20 protein-coding genes are annotated in these 22,522 nt (G+C 35.4%); 16 read left to right on the top strand and 4 right to left on the bottom strand.

Annotated features, from left to right (window positions below; translation table 11 throughout):
- The 9 genes from B9Y84_RS19770 to B9Y84_RS19810 form a co-directional block, all read left to right on the top strand.
- Positions 1-588: T9SS type B sorting domain-containing protein (locus tag B9Y84_RS19770; RefSeq protein WP_139828112.1), on the top strand; the 588-nt coding region annotated here is incomplete at its 5' end.
- A 38-nt stretch (positions 589-626) separates the two neighbouring features.
- The gene (locus B9Y84_RS19775; RefSeq protein WP_085519137.1) at positions 627-3,047 is read left to right on the top strand and encodes a YfhO family protein; all 2,421 of its coding nucleotides are present in this window, start codon (positions 627-629) and stop codon (positions 3,045-3,047) included.
- Positions 3,044-4,324 (top strand): glycosyltransferase family protein, encoded by a 1,281-nt coding sequence (locus B9Y84_RS19780; RefSeq protein ID WP_085519138.1) that lies wholly within the window; start codon positions 3,044-3,046, stop codon positions 4,322-4,324. Before B9Y84_RS19775 ends, B9Y84_RS19780 begins: the two co-directional genes overlap by 4 nt.
- Complete coding sequence (locus B9Y84_RS19785; RefSeq protein WP_085519139.1) at positions 4,305-5,735, top strand: BFO_1060 family glycosyltransferase; 1,431 nt, start codon at positions 4,305-4,307, stop codon at positions 5,733-5,735. The genes B9Y84_RS19780 and B9Y84_RS19785 overlap by 20 nt, the downstream gene beginning before the upstream one ends.
- A 1-nt stretch (position 5,736) precedes the next feature.
- A complete protein-coding gene (locus B9Y84_RS19790; protein ID WP_085519140.1) occupies positions 5,737-6,285 on the top strand; it encodes an acyltransferase in 549 nt (182 codons plus the stop codon).
- A complete protein-coding gene (locus tag B9Y84_RS19795) occupies positions 6,282-6,971 on the top strand; it encodes a cytidylyltransferase domain-containing protein (protein ID WP_085519141.1) in 690 nt (229 codons plus the stop codon). Before B9Y84_RS19790 ends, B9Y84_RS19795 begins: the two co-directional genes overlap by 4 nt.
- Positions 6,961-7,977, top strand: a complete 1,017-nt coding sequence (locus B9Y84_RS19800; protein ID WP_085519142.1) for an N-acetylneuraminate synthase family protein — start codon at positions 6,961-6,963, stop codon at positions 7,975-7,977. Before B9Y84_RS19795 ends, B9Y84_RS19800 begins: the two co-directional genes overlap by 11 nt.
- A 19-nt stretch (positions 7,978-7,996) precedes the next feature.
- Positions 7,997-9,118, top strand: coding sequence for a class I SAM-dependent methyltransferase (locus B9Y84_RS19805; protein ID WP_085519143.1), 1,122 nt, complete (start codon positions 7,997-7,999; stop codon positions 9,116-9,118).
- A gap of 5 nt (positions 9,119-9,123) precedes the next feature.
- Entirely contained in the window at positions 9,124-10,506 is a 1,383-nt protein-coding gene (locus B9Y84_RS19810; protein WP_245830899.1) for a glycosyltransferase, read from the top strand.
- 6 nt (positions 10,507-10,512) lie between these two features.
- On the opposite strand, the gene B9Y84_RS19815 is transcribed toward B9Y84_RS19810, so the two are convergent.
- Positions 10,513-11,874 (bottom strand): alanine/glycine:cation symporter family protein, encoded by a 1,362-nt coding sequence (locus B9Y84_RS19815; RefSeq protein WP_085519145.1) that lies wholly within the window; start codon positions 11,872-11,874, stop codon positions 10,513-10,515.
- A 124-nt stretch (positions 11,875-11,998) separates the two neighbouring features.
- Between B9Y84_RS19815 and B9Y84_RS19820 the strand changes: the two genes are divergently transcribed.
- The 5 genes from B9Y84_RS19820 to B9Y84_RS19840 all read left to right on the top strand — a co-directional run bounded on the left by B9Y84_RS19820 (position 11,999) and on the right by B9Y84_RS19840 (position 18,846).
- Positions 11,999-13,600 carry a caspase family protein gene (locus B9Y84_RS19820; RefSeq protein WP_085519146.1) on the top strand — a complete coding sequence of 534 codons (1,602 nt, stop codon included), beginning with the start codon at positions 11,999-12,001 and terminating at the stop codon, positions 13,598-13,600.
- A gap of 217 nt (positions 13,601-13,817) precedes the next feature.
- Positions 13,818-16,079, top strand: coding sequence for a TonB-dependent receptor plug domain-containing protein (locus B9Y84_RS19825; RefSeq protein WP_085519147.1), 2,262 nt, complete (start codon positions 13,818-13,820; stop codon positions 16,077-16,079).
- Positions 16,080-16,091: 12 nt separating this feature from the next.
- Positions 16,092-17,468, top strand: coding sequence for an HmuY family protein (locus B9Y84_RS19830; RefSeq protein WP_085519148.1), 1,377 nt, complete (start codon positions 16,092-16,094; stop codon positions 17,466-17,468).
- Between the two features lie 2 nt (positions 17,469-17,470).
- Positions 17,471-17,911, top strand: a complete 441-nt coding sequence (locus tag B9Y84_RS19835; RefSeq protein WP_085519149.1) for a DoxX family membrane protein — start codon at positions 17,471-17,473, stop codon at positions 17,909-17,911.
- Entirely contained in the window at positions 17,908-18,846 is a 939-nt protein-coding gene (locus B9Y84_RS19840; RefSeq protein WP_085519150.1) for a DUF6607 family protein, read from the top strand. Before B9Y84_RS19835 ends, B9Y84_RS19840 begins: the two co-directional genes overlap by 4 nt.
- Before the next feature lie 60 nt (positions 18,847-18,906).
- Here the strand turns inward: B9Y84_RS19840 and B9Y84_RS19845 are convergent, their stop codons facing one another.
- The 3 genes from B9Y84_RS19845 to B9Y84_RS19855 form a co-directional block, all read right to left on the bottom strand.
- Positions 18,907-19,602, bottom strand: coding sequence for a DUF2490 domain-containing protein (locus tag B9Y84_RS19845; RefSeq protein WP_085519151.1), 696 nt, complete (start codon positions 19,600-19,602; stop codon positions 18,907-18,909).
- 83 nt (positions 19,603-19,685) lie between these two features.
- A complete protein-coding gene (locus B9Y84_RS19850) occupies positions 19,686-20,459 on the bottom strand; it encodes a carbonic anhydrase (RefSeq protein WP_085519152.1) in 774 nt (257 codons plus the stop codon).
- 63 nt (positions 20,460-20,522) lie between these two features.
- Complete coding sequence (locus B9Y84_RS19855; protein ID WP_085519153.1) at positions 20,523-20,828, bottom strand: hypothetical protein; 306 nt, start codon at positions 20,826-20,828, stop codon at positions 20,523-20,525.
- A 113-nt stretch (positions 20,829-20,941) separates the two neighbouring features.
- Between B9Y84_RS19855 and B9Y84_RS19860 the strand changes: the two genes are divergently transcribed.
- Both B9Y84_RS19860 and B9Y84_RS19865 read left to right on the top strand, forming a co-directional pair.
- The gene (locus tag B9Y84_RS19860; RefSeq protein ID WP_085519154.1) at positions 20,942-21,646 is read left to right on the top strand and encodes a DUF7255 family protein; all 705 of its coding nucleotides are present in this window, start codon (positions 20,942-20,944) and stop codon (positions 21,644-21,646) included.
- 42 nt (positions 21,647-21,688) lie between these two features.
- The gene (locus tag B9Y84_RS19865) at positions 21,689-22,510 is read left to right on the top strand and encodes a DUF3108 domain-containing protein (protein WP_085519155.1); all 822 of its coding nucleotides are present in this window, start codon (positions 21,689-21,691) and stop codon (positions 22,508-22,510) included.
- Positions 22,511-22,522 lie beyond the last annotated feature (12 nt).

Here is a 22,522-nt window from a genome sequence, read left to right on the forward strand (position 1 = left end):
TCAACTTATCTTTGGTCTGATGGCTCCACTAATTCTACCAAAAATGTAAATGAAAGTGGGATTTACGAAGTGGAAGTTACAAACGATTGTGGAAGTCAAGTAGTCGAGACAACAGTTACATTTGCTACCCTACCCGCGAATGTGCAAATTGAAGCTAAAGCCACGTCCTGTTCTTCATACCTCCTTTCATTCAACACTAATCGAAAGGATATAAAATATCTATGGCAAGAACACAAAGAAGATTCACTTTTGAAGGTAAACAAAACAGGTTGGTATAAATGGGAAATTAGTACTACTTGTGGATCAAAAACTGATTCTGTCTTTATTGAAATTAAAGATTTCTCAAATATCATTTTGCCTAATATTATTACCCCAAACGGTGATCAAAAAAATGATAAATTTGTAATCGATGAGCGACTACAAAATGCAGCACTTTCAATTTTTAATCGTTATGGTAAGTTGGTTTATAAAAATCCGCAATATTTAAATGACTGGAATTCTGGTAATTTAAATTCTGGTAACTACTTTTACCTTATTACTTTAGAATGTGGTGATGTTTTCAAAGGATGGGTCGAAGTAAGGAAATAAATATATCGCTATTATTTAAATAATTAAACCTTCAAAGCATGAATTTCAAGAAGCTAATTCCTCACATTATAGCCGTTGTAATTTTTATTATACTAAATATGGTAATCTATTGGCCATTATTTATGGAAAATAAGACTCTCAATCAAAATGATGTCATTCAAGGAAGAAGTGCCAATCAAGAAATAAATGAATTCAGGGAAAAAACAGGGGAGGAAGCATTATGGACTAATAGTATGTTTAGCGGCATGCCTGCCTATTTAATAAATGTTCAGTGGTCCGGAGAATTATTAAAATATATCCCGAGGTCCATCGAAAAAATTATCCCCACTCCTGCTAGTCACACTTTTACAGCTATGATTGCCTTTTATATTTTACTTTTAGTTTTTAAAGTAAACCCCTATTTGGCGATTGGTGGCGGTTTAGCCTATGGGCTTAACAGTTTTTTTCTGATTTCAGTAGAAGCTGGGCATATTTGGAAAGTAGCCGCCATAAGTTGGATGCCAGCCGTTTTAGCGGGGATCATTTTAGCGTTCAAAAAGAACTATTTATGGGCATTTATTCTGACAGCACTTACAATGGCGTTGGAAATCCGTTCCAATCATCTTCAAATTACTTATTATTTATTATTGGTTGTTTTAGTTTTTGGTCTGTTTCAACTAATAAGTGCCATTAAAAACAAAACATTACCCGACTTCGCCAAAGCAATGGCTGTGCTATCTGTGGCTGTGATTTTAGGTCTCGGGGCCAATCTTGGAAAGGTTTGGACCGCCTATGAATATGGTCAATATTCTATTAGAGGGGAAGCAGTCCTAAGTTCTAATACTGAATCCTCTGGTGGATTGGACAGAAGTTATGCCTTTGCCTGGAGCAATGGAATATGGGAACCATTTACCTTCCTGATTCCTAATTTTTACGGAGGAGCAAGCCAGGAAGAAATATCGATGGATTCAGAACTTGCAAAAGGATTACAATCAAGAGGTGCAGGCAGTGGACAAGTCCGGTCATTTGTTAAAAATGTCCCAACTTACTGGGGGGATCAGCCCTTTACAAGCGGGCCTTATTACATGGGTGCTGTTGTAGTGTTTCTATTCATTTTGGGAATTATTTTTGTTAAGGGGCCAGTAAAATGGTGGCTCGTTTCTGCTTCTGTCCTGGGTATCGTTCTATCTTGGGGTAAAAACTTTGAAGTATTCAATTATTTCATGTTTGACTACTTTCCTGGGTATAATAAATTCAGAGCGGTCTCAATGACGGTGGCTATTCCTTTTTTATGTATGCCCCTCTTAGGTTTTTTAGCAATAAAAGAACTGGCTTCCGCTAATTGGTCAGCTGTTAAAAAACAGTTTCTAACAGTATTGGGAGTAGCCGCTGGTTTATGCCTTTTATTTGTGGTTGGCTCTTTTATGATGGGTTTTCGCGGAACAGTTGATGCTCAATTAGGAGATCAAGCTTGGCTGGTAGAACTGATTCGAGAACAAAGAGCGTCTATGTTTAGAACAGATGCTTTTCGCTCCTTTTTCTTCATTATTGCTGCTGGAGGTATACTTTATTTTTGGAAAGAAAATAAGATCAAAGAAAGTCTAGCTGTTGGACTTATAGTTACAATTATAGTAATTGATTTAGTACCCGTTTCTAAAAGATATTTGAATGATGAAAACTTTGTAAGACAAAATAGAGGTGAGTTAATTGCAAAAACTGAAGCGGATAAAAGTATTTTGCAAGATGATGGCCATTACAGAGTTTTAAATCTAAATAATCCATTCAACGAAGCTCGCACCTCTTATTATCATTCCTCTATCGGTGGGTATCATGGTGCGAAAATGAGGAGATATCAAGATTTAATTGAGAATCACCTGCAAAATGAAATGGCTCAACTGGTGGAGAAATTAAGAAGTGGGAATACTGACTTATCCGATTTCGGAGTAATTAATATGTTGAATACTAAATACATAAAATTCGGAGATCAGGCAGGACAGGTAATTACTAATCGAAATGCCAATGGTAATGCATGGTTTGTAGGAGATGTCAAGGAAGTCTCAAGCCCAGATGCGGCAATTGCTGCATTAGGAAATCTAGATACCGGAAAAGAGGCTGTAATAAATACCAACAAATTTGATTTAACTCAAAATCAAATTTCAACTGGCAGTATTAAACTTACCTCTTACAAGCCAAATGAACTGGTTTACAACAGCAACAATAATTCAGAAGGTTTGGCTGTATTCTCGGAAATCTACTATCCAAAAGGATGGAATGCATATATTGATGGGAAAGAAGCTAAAATTCTTCAAGTAAATTATGTCTTAAGAGCCTTAGAAATCCCTTCGGGCAATCATGAAATCAGCTTTGAATTTCAACCAGATGCCTACTTTGTAGGAAACAAAGTCATGATGTTATGTTCAATAATTATATTTTTAATATTAATTGGAGGATTAGCTTATCAGATTAGAAAATCCTTATGAAAAAAGTATTAATTATTACTTATTACTGGCCTCCATCTGGAGGAATCAGTGTATTGAGAGCCTTAAAAATTGCGAAATACTTGAGGGAGTTTGGCTGGGAGCCAGTAATTTTTACTGCTGAGAATGCTCATTATCCATATTATGATGAAAGCGGATTTGTCGATATCCCTGAGGGAATCACTGTTATAAAACATCCCATAATTGAGCCCTTTAAAGTATTTAAATGGTTAACAGGTCGAAAAAAAGAAGACGCCTTAAACTCTATTGTACAGGTACGAGATAAAAAGCAAAACTTCTTAGATAAATTAGGAATATGGGTGAGAGGAAATTTCTTTATCCCTGATGCCCGAAGCTTGTGGATTAAACCTTCCGTGAAATATTTAAAAAAGCATCTTAAGGAGAATCCCGTAGATGCCATTTTTTCTGACGGTCCTCCACATACCAATAATAGGATTGCCTATTTTCTTTCAAAAGAATTAGGCATTCCCTGGCTGGCTGATTTTCAAGATCCATGGACGCAAGCAGATTATTATCAGATGATGTATATAACCAAAACTGCCCATAAAATACATTCCAAAATGGAACAAGGTGTTTTTCAACAAGCAAAAAAAATAACCATTGCTAGCCCTACTTGGAAAAAAGATTTAGAATCAATAGGTGCAAAGAACGTGGACGTCATTTACTATGGATATGATGAAGATGATTTTAAAGACTTAGTAAAAAACCAAGAAGGAGAATACTTTGATATTGTTCATATCGGTTTATTAGGCATTGACAGAAATCCTGTTGGGCTTGTAGAAATTTTATCCAAAATTAAATCCGATAGAAAGATTAGAGTTATACTGGCTGGCCAAGTTGACCAACAAGTCAAAAAAGAGCTAGGAGGAAATAAAAATGTGGAAGTTGTTTATAAAGGAATAATATCACGTAAAGAATCTCTTCAATTGGCAATGGAGGCCCATTTATTACTTTTGCCATTAAATAAAGCTAACAATGCAGAAGGAAGATTACCCGGGAAATTATATGAATATCTTAGGACTTATAATCCGATTTTATGCTTAGGGAAATCAAATGGTGATGCCGCCAAAATTATTAATAAGTGTAAAATTGGAAGCAGTTTTGAATATGAAGATATAAAAGGAATAAGGAATTTTATTGAAGATCTGATTCAAAAACCTAACTCAATAAATGTAGATAAAAAAGAAATAGAGACATACTCCAATAAAAAACAAACGCAAAAAATATCTAATTATCTGAATGAAATCCACGAACAATAAGTCCAAAAAGCTAAAGGTATTTTGTTTTCTTGATAAAGCTGTGGGCAGAGATACAGAAATAGTACTGCCTCTCTTATACGGGTTAGAAACGGCTATTGATTGTGAACTTACAGTATTGTTTATATGGAACATCCATAAAATTAAAATAGAAAAACCAGATTTAATTATTTTGCCGAACGCTAAAGGGCATCATATGTATTTTGAAATAGCAAAATATGCCTACCAATGCGGAATCAAAGTTTTTGCTTTAGAATCAGAAGGTAATTTTAGAACAGATGGCAGCTTTCCATATTGGGGGTACAATAAAGATCAATTCTTTTATCAAGAATGGGTTACATGTTGGTCTGAAAGAACGCAGGAATTCATAAAAAAAATAGCACCTCCATCGCAATCTTCAAAAATTGTACTAACTGGTGCAACAGGATTTGATCGATATATTTATGGAAAATTCATGCGGAAAGATGTTTTTCTAAAAAAATATAACAAAGAAAAATACACCAAGATTATTGGCTACGCAGGTTGGGGATTTGGAAAGATATACAGCGCTCATAAACATGTTGCTTTAAACCATATTTTTCCAAATGATAAAGAAAAACGTTTCGAATGGGTGGAAAAATACAGAGTATATGTTCGAGATATACTGAAGCAGGCCATTGAAAATAATCCTGACATTCTATTCGTTTTTAAGAGACATCCCAAAGAAGCATTTGAATCAGATTTATCCGAAGGGCCAAACGAAATGAATGAGTTACTGGACTATGATAATGTATTGTATTTTTTGCAAGAGGAGCAAATACATGACCTTATCAATGTATCGGATTTTTGGATGGGTTTCGAGACCACCACATCTTTAGAAGGCTGGTTGCTGAATAAACAAACCATTTTAATAAATGATGGGAAAGATTTTACGAGAAACAATCTTCATATTGGATCTCCAAAGGTTTCTAATTACACAGAGCTTCAAGATGTTATCGATGAATATTACATTAATCAAGACATTAAAATTTTTAATCGGCCCGAACTCCAAAAAAACAGAGCATTTCTAATTCATGATACCATAGGTTATGCAGACGGTAAAAATCATTTGCGAACGCTCTATTTTTTAATTAAAACTTTGGATAATATTGAATCCAGAAAATCAAAACCCAAACTAAACCTTCGTCATCTAAGGTTATACTTTTTAATGCATTTTGGGAAATATTTTTTCAATAAAAACGTATTTACCAATCTACCCTATTTTAGAAAGACGGTTTATGTTTTTGACAGCATGAATTTAGATGGATTTGAAAATAGAAGAAAAGAATATTGGGTTAATATGTATGATTTCTATAAAATACATGATATTGAGAAAAAATTAAAAAATCGAGACTGGAAATCAATCTTTCCACTAGATTTTTTAAAAAAACATTAAAATGGCTAATCAATTAAGAAATCATCTTAAATTTTCGTGGAAAAACTACTTGAGAGCACTAAAACAAAAAAGAAGAATTGGCTTCTTAGGAGAGAGAGTTTTTATTGATAAAAATGTGGAACTACTGCGTTTCCCCAAAAACATTTCAATTGAGAGTCAAGTAGTGTTAAAAGAAGGTAGCAGAATATGCTCTTGCAATGAAAATGCTAAAATTTCAATTGGTAGAAACACAACCGTTGGTTTTCATACCTTTATTTATGCATCTGAAAAAATTGAAATAGGGAATGATTGCTTAATAGCACCTTTCGTTTATATAGTGGATAGCGATCACGTTGCAGCAAAAGGAAAACTCATTAACCTTCAAGCTAACGTGACTGAAGCTATTACTATTGGCAATGATGTTTGGATTGGAAGTGGGGCTAAGATTTTGAAAGGAACAATTATTGAAGATGGTGCGATTGTGGCCGCAGGCGCGGTTGTCTCAGGTCATATAAAAACCAACGAAATCTTTGGAGGAATTCCAGCTAAGAAAATTAGTGAAAGGAAATGAAAGTAGGAATTATAGTCATTTGCCGGTTCAATTCTACCAGACTGCCGGGCAAGATATTAAAGGAAATCAAAGGAGAGCCATTGTTAACATACATCCTAGAAAAACTGCAGCAGTCGAAGTTTCATGCTAATATCGTAATCGCAACTTCAGAAGAATCAACTGATCAACCAATAGTAGATTATTGCAATCAAAAGCATATTCCATACTTCAGAGGAGACCTAAAAAACGTCAGCCAAAGATTCAATGACTGTATGCAGTACTTTGGATTCGATTTTGGAGTAAGGATAAACGGTGATAATATTTTTACTGATGCAAAACTGATTGATAGAGCCATAAAATTAGCTATAAATAATAACTATGATTTTGTATCGAACGTGAAAGGAAGGACCTTTCCAACTGGAATGAGCGTTGAAGTAGTATCTGCCAAATTCTATCAAAAGCAAATCAAGTACTTTACCAAATCATCTGATCAAGAGCATGTTACACTACATTTTTATGAAAATGAAAACATAGGGAATTTTCATTTTTTCACTAATCATGAAATGGAAGAAGCAAAAGGTTTAAAAATGGCTGTAGATACCCAAAATGATTTTAACTTTGTCAGTTCAATCATCAAAAATATGGATAAACCACATTATGCATATGATTGGAAAGAGATTACAAAACTATATTTGAATGAACACTAATTGGAAGGGAAAGCACGGGCCGCTACTGGTGGCAGAAATTGGAGGAAATCACGAAGGTGATTTTGAATATGCTAAAAAATTAACCCAATTAGCTATTGATTCGGGGGCAGATTATGTGAAGTTTCAAATTTACACAGGTGATGGTTTAGTGAGTAAACTGGAGAGTCCCGATCGTAACCAACACTTTAAAAAGTTCGAACTAAGCTCTAAACAACACATGGAATTAGCTGGAATATGTCGTAATCAGAACGTTGGTTATACCGCCTCTGTATGGAATTTTGATGCATTGGAATGGATAAATCCCCATATGGATTTCTTCAAAGTAGGTTCAGGTGATTTAACCGCCTACCCTATGCTCAGGGAATTGGCAAAATATCAAAAGCCTATTTTGATTTCTACTGGCTTAGCTAGCGAAAAAGAAGTAGTAGACGCAGTTAGGTTTTTAAGAGAACAAAATCAATTCTACAATAAAGAAGAAAACATAGCAGTATTGCAATGTACTTCTATGTATCCTATCAATAATGCTGATGCCAATTTAAATGTGATGCATCGATTAAAAAAAATATTGAATTGTGCTGTAGGATATTCTGATCATACAGAAGGCAGTTATGCTATGGAAATTGCCGTGGCAATGGGCGCAGAAGTATTAGAATTCCATTTCACAGACGACAGATCAGGTAAAACCTTTAGAGATCATAAAGTTTCTCTTACCAAAGAAGAGGTTCAAAATTTAATATTGAAGATTAACTTGATCAATACTTTGAAAGGGACTTCAGAAAAGAAAGCCCTACCAATTGAAATTGATAATGGCCATGACAAATCTTTTAGAAGGGCTGTATATCCTTTAAAAGTAATCAAAAAAGGAGAGGTAATTACAGAGGAGAAATTAACAATTCTTAGACCTCTTCATGGGATTGATGCAAGAGAATATGATCAATTAATTGGCAGAAAAGCGTTGAAAGATTTAGAAAAACATCAAAAATTGAGTTGGGATTATTTTGAATAGCCCACAAAAAATAAAATTTATGGATTGGATGAGAATGACCCCTATGTCCAAAAAAGGGGAAAGAAATCAGGAGCAATGGATCAGAACTGAAAATGGGACTGCAGAGCAATTTGAAGTTGATACCTATTTAGGTAAAAAAACAGATTTATTAGCTCTTAAGAAAAATATCGTAGAGAAACTGAAAAAAAATCAAGCTTATTACAAGGAAAGTAGAACCGAGATATATAAACCAGAGAATACTGAGCCTGTTTTAGCTTGTCCAGTTTGCAACGAATCTTCCAAAAATAGCGAATTGAAAGTCAATATTTATGGAGCAAAATATGCAATGTGCAATAGCTGTACACATGTTTATGTCCTGGAAAGACCTTCGAAAGGAGCAATAGAAGGCTTTTATCTTAATGATATCACATATGCTGCGACTTACACCGATAAAACAGCTGCTGAATCAAGATTAAATGCCATCGCAGTTCCATGGTTAAAATGGACTATGGAAGTATTTGAAAAAGCACATGGCAGAAAACCAAGAAAGATTTTAGATGTGGGCTCCGGAGCCGGACATTTTGTAGAAGCATGCCGAAGAGAAGGATTGGATGCGCACGGAATCGAATTGAGTCAATCAAGTAGAGATTTCTCTAAAGAGATTTGGGAAATAGACTTAGATGGAAGAGATTTCCTTAAAGTAGGCTCCGATTATGATGGTTATGACATTGTAACATTTTGGGGATTGTTAGAACACACCCCAAACCCATCTGCAATTTTAGAGAAAGCGTATGAAATCGTTTCCAAAAGTGATGCTGGTATGGTGATTTCAAAGCTACCAAGATGGCATTCACTAAGTAGCGCAATACAACAATTATCTACTGATACCATAATCAGACATTTAGACCCTATGGGACATATAATGGCTTTTACTGATGCATCAGCTTCAGAACTGTATTATAAAAACAAGTTCAAACCTGCAGCAGCTTGGTATTATGGTATGGATGTTTATGAAACATTAATGCAAATTGCTACGAAAACGGAGGCTTATGATGCTTTTACCAAAACGGGGCCTGTTCAGATGGAATTGCAACAATTTGTGGATGAAAATATTTTCTCTGATGGTATAACGCTTGCTGGAGTACCTTACAAATTAAAATAAAAAAAGTGAAAAGCCCTTTAGTTACAGTTTACATTACTAATTATAATTATGAGAAATACATTGAAAAAGCGATTGAAAGTGTATTATCTCAAACTATGGAGAGCTATGAGCTTTTTATTATTGATGATGGATCGACTGATAACAGTAAAACTATTATTGACCGATACCGAAACAATGACAACATCTCAATCATATATCAGCAAAACAAGGGTTTAAATATCACCAATAATGTAGCCATGCGCGCAGCAAATGGCAAATACTTGATGCGCTTAGATGCCGATGACTTTTTGGAAAAAGAAGCGCTTAAAAAAATGAGTCAGGCATTGGAAAATGATGAAAAACTTGGCCTGGTTTTTCCAGATTATTATTATGTCGATGCTGATGGTAACCGAACAGGCATTGAGCAACGACATAATTTCGAAAAGGAAGTTTCGCTCTACGACCAACCCGCTCATGGAGCCTGCACAATGATTCGCCTCGAATTCCTGAAAGATTTAGGGGGGTACAATGAAAGTTTCACTTGTCAGGATGGATATGATTTGTGGATAAAATTTATTACCAACCATAAGGTAAGCAACATCAATACTCCATTATTTTCTTATCGCAGGCATGGACAAAACCTTACGACTAATGAAGACAAAATCCTTAAAACCCGAAAACAGATTAAATCGGTATTTGTAAATGAACATTTTCATTCGCCAAAAACCTTAGGTATAATTCCTGTAAGGAATACTTTCATTGGAGATATTAACCTTCCCTTATTCGAAATTGAAGGCAAAAGCCTGCTGGAGCGTAAAATAGAATCTTGTTTAAAAAGCAGAAAGCTTAATCACCTAGTGATTTCAAGTGCGAATGAAGATATTTTAAATTATGCTCGCAGTAAATTCCAACAAAACGATAGAATCAGCATAATAGAACGACCAAAGGCATTTGCTGAAAAAAATCAAAGTTTGAACGATACTATCACCCAATCTTTAGCATTTGAAAAAGAAAAGGAGAGGATTTATCAGACAATTATGACCATTTCACTAGAATATCCCTTTCTAGAAGCTGAAACAATTGATGAGGCAATTGATACCTTAACCTTATTTAAATCGGATGCTGTATTAAGTGTTAGACCCGATAACAGATTATATTACCAACACACAGGTGAAACATTAAAACCTATCTTAGATCAAGAAAAGTTCACAAAATTGGAAAGAGAAGCACTTTACAAAGGTGTTGGCGGCATAGTTCTATCAACAGTCAAGAATTTTCAAAAACATGGAATGTTGACAAAAGGCCGAATTAGTCATATTGTAGTGGATCAAAAGACATCATTTGGCATATTTAGCAAGTTTGATTTCGAATTATTTCGATCAATTATTCATCAAACTGAGCTTCAATAATATAATTTATCCATCCAAATCACTCTTCGCAAAATAAACCTTGGCAGCTTTCATCACTTTCGGTGCTAATATAAAAGCTGAAATCATAGTAGGGAATGCCATTAAAGCATACATACCATCAATTAAACCAATCACTGCACCTAGCGAAGCTACGGAACCCCAAATAACCATACCGATGTAAAAATACTGGTACCATTTAATATGTTGAGCTCCAAACAAATAAGCAAAGCACTTTCCTCCGTAATAAGAGTAGCTAAACAAAGATGTAATAGCGAAAATAAATAACGCCAATACCAATAAATATCGACCGCCCCATAAGGAATCATCAAAGGCTTTGATCGTTAAAGTCACGCCACTGATGCCTTCTGTATGATCTTGCCAAATCCCCGTGATCAAAATCGCTAAAGCCGTCATGGTACATACTATAATAGTATCGATAGCAGGCCCCATCATAGCTACTAACCCTTCTCTAATAGGTTCATTTGTTTTAGCAGCACCATGCGCCATTGGAGCGGTGCCGATGCCTGCTTCATTAGAAAATGCTGCTCTTCTAGCACCGGCTACAACAATGGCACCAACAGCACCGCCTAAAACTGAATTAGCTGTAAATGCATCTACAAAAATAAGCTTCAAATATTGCGGTACTAAATCATAATTGAGCACTAAAATAGCGATTACAGCTATCACATAAATTCCAACCATCATTGGAACCATTCGACCTGCTACATTTCCAATCCTTTTAATGCCACCCAAAATTACCAATGCCACAATAATAGCCAAAATAATACCTATAGTTAATTTAATTCCAAAAGTGAGTTCAATACCTAAGGGCAACAGAAGACCCTCTCCTATTGCGGCTGTTAATTGATTCGATTGAAAACTAGGAATCGTTCCAAACATACCTGCCACACAAAATAAGATGGCCAAAGGTTGCCATTTTTTGCCCAAGCCCTCTCGAATCACATACATTGGGCCTCCTTGCAATTGGCCAAGAGAATCTTTGCCTCTAAACATAACTGCTAGCGTACAAGTGAAAAACTTAGTAGCCATCCCAACAAAAGCGCTTACCCACATCCAAAAAATTGCGCCTGGTCCACCCATGGTAATAGCCACTGCCACACCACTAATGTTGCCCATACCAACAGTAGCTGCCAGAGCGGTTGATAAAGCCTGATAATGATTAATATCACCTTCGCTTTTTTCTCCATCATACTTTCCTCTGAGGATTTGAACAGCATGTTTAAAATAGCGAAATGGAAGAAACCTTGAATAAATAAGGAAGAATAATCCCCCACCCATTAATAATAATAAAAGGGGTGTTCCCCACATTGCATTTCCAAAACCAACTAGTATTTCTTTTAATGTCATGTATACTAAAATCTATGAATTGCTAAAGTAGTAAAGAAATGAAGAATACAGATAGTCATCAAATAAAAATATCTTCCTTCTGTTACAGTAAAATTATCTTTCAAGAATTACGTATGTTTATAGGATGAAGAGCCTATACATTTCGATAATATTCCTCTTAAACTTGACTTGTCCAATTTGCGCCCAAACCATTAAGTTGGAAGGAATCCAAAAAGATGAATTTATCGGAGATGTAAATTTGATGCCTGATTCTTCTTTACTGGTTCTGTCTGTCATTGATGACATTAATACAGTGAAAAGATACGTTAACCTAAATGGGCTCTGGGTTGAGAAGGACAACTCGCTCAATAAATTAATAAATAGCCTATCTAACCAGCACAAACATTTACTTTTCTCTATCGATTATACAAAATTAGTCGTTCTCACAACAGAAGACAAAGAAAACAGGGCCTACCTCTTTAAAAAATCTGTCCAGGGTGATTGGGAATTGCCTGTAGAAATTCTAAAGCGCTTAAGAAATGAATTTCAGCATTCCCCGCCCAGTATATCAGTAGATGGAGAAAAATTTTACACTACAGCGTACGGTCTTTCAGCTAACAACATAATCATACACAATGCCATCACTGAAGTAGAAGAAAAATCTATCAAAATCGATGAATTTGAGAGTATTGATCAAGTATACCCCCTAAATAGATCATCTTTCATTGTGGCCGCTTTAAAAAGAAAGGATAAACACAATTCCTATTTCTACATTCAAATAGAACAAAACGGTAACTATACAGCTCCGCTCTATATACCTGAACTGGTACCAGAAAACCCTTCTGATCGTATCAAAATTTCTCTAAGCCCTTTCCCTGGTTGGGTAATAGCTCAAAATCAAGAAAATAAAGAAATATCCGCGATTAAGTTGAGCGCAAGAATTACTGATGAATGGATGCAAAAATCACCAAATCAACGACAAACCGTTCAGTCGAAAGCTGAAGAGACTAAAACAAATAGTTATGTTTCCCCTAAAGGTCAGTATCATGCCCTACTAATTGGAAACAGCGTTTATCAAGATCGATCACTTAATTTGGAAAAGCCTGTTGAAGACGTATTGAAATTAAAAGAAGTGCTGCTCAGCAAATATAGCTTTGAGGAAGAAAATATATTCACTTTACTCAATGGCTCCCGGTCTCAAATTCTAACAAAGCTTTATCAACTTCGCCTAAAATTAGATCAGGATGATAATCTACTAATTTTCTATGCCGGTCATGGATATTGGGACAAAGCAGTTGAGCAAGGATACTGGTGGCCAACTGATGTAGATACAAATAACCCCTCCAATTGGCTTTCCAATAGTGATCTTAAAGAACAGATTCGTGCAATTCCTACAGCACATACCTTACTGATTTCTGACGCATGTTTTAGTGGTGGTATATTTAAAACAAGAGGTATTGAAGACTTGCGAGATGCTAATACAAGTATCCAACTTCTTTACCGCATGCCAAGCAGAAGAGCAATAAGTTCCGGAACTCTTTCAACAGTACCCGATAATTCTGTTTTCTTTAAATACCTTTCTAAATATCTGGAAGATAATGAGAATAAGTACCTTCCCTCTACAGAACTATTCACGAGCATTAGAAAAAGCGTTCTCAATAATAGCCTTACAGTACCTCAAGATGGAGTAATTATGGGAACTGGTGATGAAGGAGGTGATTTTATTTTCATCTCAAAAAAGCAATAATACGTATTACCGCTATATTAAATTTATATCCTTTCTGCATAGCATTAAAAAAGAATGCTGTGCAAAATCTAGCTAAACCTTTAATTAGAAGACCTTTCACAACCTAATCATCAATATCAATCAATTTTATAAAATCCATAAATTATTTTTATTTGGATTGATTACAAATAGTGTATATGTTTGCATTATTATTTTTAATCAATCTAAATAGACTTAAATGAAGGTCACTATTAGCACTCTAATTGCTTTCATGTTTGCAGCAAAGCTTTTTGCTCAAGTTAGCATTGAAATTACAGATCAAAAAGGAAAGCAATTGGAGGAAGTACTAGTTAAAATTGTAAGTACAAACTCTTCACAGGAAGACTTAAAATGGACTGATAAAAACGGGCAAACACTATCACAACTAAATCCCCCACTCGCTATTCAAGTGTCGCATTTAGATTATGAAACCATAATCGATACCCTTAAGACATCGGGAAATCACCACTATAAACTTACCGCAAAGAATTTAAATCTTAGAGAGGTGGTCGTAACAGGGCAATATGAACCAGAATCAGCAAAAAATGCAGTATATAAGGTGAGAAGTATTGGAAAGGAACGATTTGAAAGACAAGCTGCCAATGATATTCAAACCGTACTTTCTCAAGAATTGAATATCCGCTTTAGCCGGGATAATGCCACCGGTAATGCCAATTTCCAAATGCAGGGTTTAAGTGGGCAGTATGTTAAGGTTTTGGTAGATGGAATCCCGATTAGCGGTAAAAGTGGGACAAATAATGCCATTGACCTTAATCAAATTGACGTAAATAACATTGAAAGAATAGAACTAGTAGAAGGGCCAATGGCTGTAAACTACGGTGCAGATGCTTTAGCGGGTGTTATTAATATCATTACCAAAAAAATCAATCAGGATAGAATAGCATTAGGAATCACCCTTCATGAAGAAAGTGTTGGAAATGACTATTCCTGGTTTGCTGAAGGTATTCATTCTCCCTCTGTTCAGCTAAGCGGTAAATTATCGGACCAAATTAGCGCAATGGCCAGCTCTCGAAGATATGTTTTTGGTGGCTGGGTTGGCCAAGGAAACGAGAGAAACAGAGAATGGCATCCTAAAAATCAATGGCTACATAATGCTAAGCTTAATTATACAAATGAAAACTTCGACCTTACCTATTCCACGCAATTGATGCAAGAGGAAATCCTCAATAGGGGAAATATTAATAACAATAATCCTTTGCTCGACCCTTTCGCTATAGATGAAAGTTACAATGCTAATCGATTGATGCATCAACTACAAGCAAATTTCGATATTGGAAACTGGAATATTCATTCTGCTAATTCATTTACAGATTATAGCAGAGTGAGTACGGAATTCCAAACCAATCTAGTTACCCGAACCGAAAGATTGACCGCTGACAGCCAGCAAGATACTATTTTCTACAGAGATTGGTTTAGTAGAAATACCTTTCAAGGAACTATTGCTAGCCTAGGCCAATGGAAAATAAATGGACAATTAGGCTTAGAAGTGCAATATGAACAAGCAGGTGGGACTACTCTTAGCAGTGGTGATAAAGATCTGTGGAATAGTGCAGCTTTCATCTCCACTGAAATAAAGTACGGCAATGCACTAAAAATCAGACCGGGAATTCGCTATACGGTCAATAGCATTTTTGAAACAATCCCTACTCCAGCCCTCAATATCAAATATAGTTTATCGGAAAAAATAAAATTGAGACTTGGATATGGCAGAGGGTTTAGAGCTCCTTCTATAAGAGAACTCTATCATGAATTCATAGATGCCAATCACAACATTTCAGGTAACGAAAATCTGATTCCGGAAACATCACACAATTTCAATGCGGATCTAAACTTTGAAATAAGCCAGGGTCAAGAATTAAATATCAGTGCCTTCTATAATGATATCAGCAATATGATTACCTACTTTATTCCACAGCAAGCTACAGCAGCTACTACTTATCGGAATTTAGAAAGTTTTAGAACGAACGGAATCAATGCCAGATGGAATTACAGCTACAAAAATTTCAATTCTAATTTAGGTTTAGCCTATATCGGCCGCTTTCAAAGACTATCAGCTGAATATGAAGTAAACGAAATGCTTTACTCCCCTGAAGCGAATGCCAACATTAACTATGACTGGGAAAAACCCAGAATTAATTTTGGACTTTTCTACAAGTTCACCGGAGCAAATCAAGCTTACCGAGAAATCCTAAATGAAGAAAATAACACCATTGTTGAGCTGCAACAAATGAATGCTTTTCACTGGTTAGATTTCACCCTTTCGAAGGCGTTTGATCATGGATTTCAATTATCTACTGGGATAAAAAATCTGACTAATATCACCAGCATACAAAATAACTTCACAGGAGGCGGTGCCCACAGCGGCAATAATAACGGTCAAACAGCTATGGCCTACGGAAGAAGCTATTTCCTAAGAATTAATTATCAGTTTAATCAATAAAAATAAATAAAGATGAATAAAATAAGTACCATTTCTTTAATGCTCTTAAGCTTTATATTTGCGCTTACTGGATGTCAGGAAGAAGAGCCAGATGCCCCTATTAACATAAATTTTAATAGTAGCAGTATCAATATAAATGAAGAGAATCAAGAAGCTCAAATTGGGTTAGTATTTTCAAGGGCTTCCAATCAAGCTGGCAATATTTCTGTAAATATCGATAACTCAAATTTAGTTTACGGAGAGGAAAATGATTTCTATACTGAGCCACCAGCAGAGGGCGGTGAATTGATTCTTAACTATGAGTCAGGTCAGAGTGAAATTAATTTTACTATAAAAGCAGGCAGTGGACTTAATATAGACAGTGATGAAATTATTGACTTTTCGATCAATCCGACAGAAGTATTGCAAAGAGGCCAAAATTCCAGTCTCACAGTAGCCTTTTCTGAGAATTTCATCGCAGAATCAGGAACAATTGAAATGACTGCCGGTGGTGCGGAATTCACCGAGCAAGCTTTTGTTGATTTAAGCAAAGTTCGTACAAATTCACTAGACAAAAACACTTGGGATTTAGGGTTTTCTACCGACAATGGATTCCATGTTATTCTAAATTCTACAGCCCAAGTAATGGCCAGACCACTTGATAAAACAGATTTAGCTAGTGTAACAGCTGAGGACACCGTAGGATTTGCTGCCGTCATGCAAATTGGCTTCACAGCTACACCTCCCGCAGCCGCTTGGATAGATGTACCAAATGGAGATTTAACGAAAACTGCTATCGCTCCTATTGCAACTACAGATGCTGATAACAAGGTGTATATCATTAAAAGATTAGGCGAAGGACGCAGTTGGAAAAAAGTAAAAATCACTCAAAATGGGGATGGATATACCATCGCTTATGCAAATATTGGTTCTAACGATATCGAAACTAGTGAAATCACTAAATCAGAAAGCCATAATTTTATACATTTTGATTTAGATAATGGAACTACTGATTTTGAGCCCAATAAAGAAAGCTGGGATTTTATGTATGGAACATTTACTGAAAAGTTCCCTTTCGGTCCGAATGAAATCCCTTACAGCTTTAATGATTTTATCATAATTAATCGGCATAACACTTCAGCTGCCATGGTAATGGTTGAAAGAAATACAACTTATGCCGATTTCAATCTGCAACAAATTGGAGAAGTGAGTTTTAATAATGAAATCAATGCTATTGGCTCCTCTTGGAGACAAGGCGGAGGACCAAGCAGTGCACCAGCTGTTTTTGATGATAGATTCTTTATAGTAAAGGACAGCCAAGAAAACTACTACAAAATAAGATTCATCAGCATGTATGATGAAAACAATGAAAGAGGTACTACCACTTTTGAATTTGAAATCCTGAAATAATCATGGGAAAGTTCATTAGCATATTCTTCATAATAGCTCAGTTAAGTTTAGGAAGTTTATTTGTGTATGCAGGTGTTCGGAAATTTATTCCGAACCCTGCACGCAAATCCTCCTCAACAGAATTGGTGCCTGGCAGCACCAAAAAGCAGATGGTTAAATTCATAGGCGGATTGAAAGCCAATAGCTATTTCTGGCCTTTTTTAGGAATAGTGGAAATAGTAGCAGGACTTCTTTTAATTAGTCAATTTTTTGCAGTGGGTGGCGCCATAATACTACTGCCTGTTACGCTTAACATATTCCTATTCCATATTTTCTTAAAACCTGAAGACGTTAGCGGAGGTATTTTGTCCGCTTTATACCTAGTGGTCAACATTCTGATCACAACAAAAAAATACAAGCTTTTAAAATCAATTATATACACAAACAAACCCTTTCAATTATGAAAAAAGTAAGTTTAATACTCATGCTTGCAGTATTCGTGATGAGTGCACAAGCGCAAAAGAAGAAAAAAGCGGATGACGTAAAAGCCATCATGGATATGTGTGGTTGCTATGAAGTGGAATTCAATTTTGCAGAGACCTTCTCGCCTGTAGAGGATTATGAATTCCATGACAATTACCGTTCAGGTGCATTGGAATATGTATTTCCAGTGGAAGAAAGTAAGGATAAAATTGTGCTTCAGCACTTATTGGTTATTGGAGATACCATGATTATTAAACACTGGCGACAAGATTGGCTTTATGAAAACACTGATCTTTATACATTCCAAAAAGACAACACCTGGAAATATCAGGAATTGGCTAAAAATGATGTTAAAGGACAATGGACGCAGAAAGTTTACCAAGTCGATGATGGTCCTCGTTATGAAGGTAGTGCCACTTGGGTACACGTTGACGGAAAAAGCTATTGGGAGGCAAAGTCAGATGCGCCATTACCAAGAAGAGAATTTTCTAAAAGAGATGATTATAATGTAATGGCCCGTGAGAACAGACATGAGATTACTGAATATGGTTGGTTGCATGAGCAAGATAATCAAAAGGTTCTACGACAAGATGGAGATGATAAAGTTTTAGCATCGGAAAAAGGATGGAATACCTATACAAAAATGGATGATGACAAATGCAAAGTAGCTGTAGAATGGTGGGCTAAGAACCAAGCTTATTGGGCAGATGTAAGAGCTGTTTGGGATGAATTATTTGCTTCAAAAAGCACTGTTAAAATCAAGAAGAAGGTAGACAATAAAGTGTTATTCATGCCTCTTTTTGAATTACAAGATAAATTGTTGGGAGCAGATTACGATAGTGAAAAAGCGCAGGATGAAATCAAAGCTGTGATTCAAAAATATTTAAATAGTGAGCAGAGACTCAGTTTAAATTAAGAAAACAAGAATTAAGTAGGTCTGCAAACACAATTGCAGACCTACTAATTTTAAATACTTTTAAAAACTATGATGCAAACTAATTTGAGCCTGACCTTTAGACCAAGCATCAGTCGTTTGCAACATCCAACCGAGTTGCATCCTTAAATTATTTAACAAACCATACCCCATACCGAGATATGTTCGATTACGATCAAAAAGCTCTACCGTCCTATCTTCTCCGATTGATCTCTCTCCATTAATGAAAACTTCATTATAAAGTGCCAAATAAACCGTTTTTTGCTTCAGTTCAACATCATTTAATGGAACATTTAAAAAGAGCATATATCGGTATCTTGTTCTAAAATCCTGACCTTCATTCCAGCGTTGTTCATATCTCATTCGGTGGGTTAGTAAAAATCTATCGCCAACTTTATGTGGAATTAGTGCCTCTTGGTAAATACGACTCTCATTCACATTCTCTTTAGACTCCCCAAAGGGTCCTGTGGTTATATTAGCATAGCCTAAGGTAAACATAATATTAGCATTCTTTGGCTTATAGGTAGCACCCGTGCGAAGTAGAATCTGTTCTAAATCTGATCCAGCATTCCAATAGCGGAACTGATAATCTCCCTGAATTCCAAATTGCGAATTTTCAAAAGATTTATTGAAAAAATACATATACCAAGCACCTAGTTGCGATTCATCAGGACCATCTTGAGACATGACACCAAAGGGCATAGCTATTACAGCAAGTAAAATAATTACGTGTTTCATTTTAAATGATATGATAAGTGATTGAATAGAAATGAACAATCTTTCAATTCACATTAAAAGATTGTTCATGTGTATGAGTATGCTTATTTTTTAACTACGGCATATTTAGGCAGACTGGTAATTGTTTCTTCGATTAATTCAACCGCCCCAGTATGAAGATTATAAACTGCTCCTACTATCAGAACTTCTCCTTTTTCTGACCTCCTACTTAAAACTGGCTCTAATCCTCGGAGCAAACTTACTTGTTCAATAACATTTTGACGAATCGCTAAATCAGAGGTTTCTTTTTCACTTAAATTTGCATTCTTCGCGATTAATGCAGCCGGCTTGATCGCGTTTATTAAAGTAACTACGTGTCCAGGAGGATTTTCAGGAAGCTTCATGGCAGCTTGTACTGCACCACAAGATTCGTGACCTAATACAACGATCAATCGGGTTTGTAAAACCTCCGTACCATATTCGATAGTGCCGTACGAGGCTTGTGCCATTACTTGTCCAGCTGTACGAGTGATGAACAAATCTCCCACCCCCTGATCAAAAATTATCTCGTTCGGTACTCTACTATCTGCACAACCAATAATAGTAGCGAAGGGCTTTTGACCTAACTCATTATTTTTTAAGTCCGCATCCGTTTGACGTGGTTTTATACTTTTATTCTCGGCAAACCGTAGATTGCCATAGTATAATTTCTTTAATCCATAATAGGGATCAAGATAAGCACTATCTCTGTCAGCGAAATACTGATTTTCCTCTACTTTTATGAGTTTCTTTACTAAATCAGAAGTTTGTGCAATTGAACTTTTTGAATATATAAATATGAAAATTATTACGATTGAATAATATACTGAATTTCTCATTTTCTAGTTTTAAAGATAAATTTTTGTTTGTAATTGGCTTAAAAACATATAAGCCATATAAGATCAAGAAAATGAAGATACCTCTGGCGGGATATCAGGTGTTTTAAGATGTGTATGGTAAGATAATATGTTTACATCGCGGTACGCAAAAGCAAAATTATCAAAGCCAAAGAAGTGAGTTGTTATTGAAGATAACATTTCCTCTGTTGCATTGGAACCCTCTTCTGCTTTCTCTTCAGTCTCCATTTCTAGATCCAAAGATATAAAATCAACCTGAAATACATCACCCAATTGAGCTGGTACAAGTGAGAATGAACTAAGGATACTAAAAATAAAAAAATATGCTGCGATCTGTTTTGCTTCCATCATCTTATTAATGGTGTTCCAAACCGCTTGTATTAATTATTGTTTTAACAATTATAAAAATTTATTTATGTATAATTTAAGAACTGAGTGAACTAACTTTTTTTTAATTTTGCCAGATGGCTAATCAATTAATCATTCAAAATAAACTGATAACCCCTCTTCAGCAATACTTGGAAAAAATAGATTTAAGATCTGCTTTCTTAAGATTTGATATTGACTTCAAGAAACTTTACCAGCAATATCCTCAACATTTTACTGAATTAGCAGAAGAAATGGAGATAGAATGGACACATTTCTTGGAAGGAAATTTAAAATTTTCCTTTGATTTGCTTCATCTTCAACCTAGCGACTATCATTTGTTCTTTGAGCCTGAATATCATTTTAACCGCTACAGGCTCAAAACTTTGCGAAATAGTTTTTATAAAGATATTACACTCTTTGATTTGCAAAAATGGAGAACTTTTTGCCGTTCTAAAGAAAAAGAAGCCTTTAAAGGAGGTCTAACAAATGAAACCTGGACTTATCCATTAGCTGAAAATCTACTAGGTAAAGCAGATGATCCAGGTTACTTCGGAGGTAACGGAAGTTCCGGTTGGAAACTTCATGCAATAGCTAATTTTTGTTTGGATTTTTATTGTGGGCATTATAAGCTTAAATTATCCAGACTTACACCCTATGACAGCTTTATGTATCAGTCTAAAATTGAATTATTGGCCAATTCTTTAAAATTAAGGAAGCATGAAAAACCCATCCAACAAATGATAAGTCGAAAAATCGGCTACGAGATTCCAGAGGATGAAAATAAGGATGAAATAATGTGAAATTAAATCTAACAATATACTTTTAAATCGTTTATTGCTAATATGAATAAATACCTGATCCTATTCTTCTTAATCGTATCCCTAAAAACTGCTCACCAAGCTTTTGGACAATGCCTTGACCAATCCACTGCTTATCAAGCAGGTGAAGAATTATGGTATGACGTAAAATACAACTGGGGAATGATTTGGGTGGATGCAGGTGAGGTAATGTTTGCCGTAGAAGATGCCAAATGGGAAGGCTATGATGCACATTGGTTCAAGGGCTATGGACGTTCCATGCCAAAATGGGATTGGGTATATAAAGTAAGGGACACCTTTGATGCGATCGGGACTCAAAAACAATTAAAACCACTGTTTTTCCATAGGAATACCAAAGAAGGGAGTTATAAAGTCAATAACAAATATTGGTTCGATACTGATAAAAAAAATATTAAAGCTGAGGTCTATAATTCAGGTGAAGAAGAAACCATTCAGAAAAATGTTCCTTTTGATGATTGTATTTGGGATGTTTTATCGGCTATATATTACGCTCGAAATCTCGATTTTAGCGATTTTAAAAAAGACCAAAAAATACCCTTCAATCTCATTGTTAATGGAAAAGTATATAACCTCTTTGTAAGGTATTTGGGCAAAGAAAAACTGGAAATGCCTGATGAAACTGTTTACAAAACTATAAAATTCAGCGCTTTATTGGTTGAAGGTACCATATTCGATGGTGGAGAAGATATGACAGTTTGGGTTTCGGACGATAAAAATAAAATTCCAATAAAAGTGCAGGCTAAAATTCAAGTAGGCTGGGTAAAGGCTTTTTTGAAAAGCACAAAAGGATTAAAATATGGAGACATTACTCCGCTCAATCCTTAAATTGCATCAAAA

Origin of the sequence: Marivirga sericea, assembly GCF_900177665.1 — a bacterium.
Lineage (GTDB): Bacteria > Bacteroidota > Bacteroidia > Cytophagales > Cyclobacteriaceae > Marivirga > Marivirga sericea.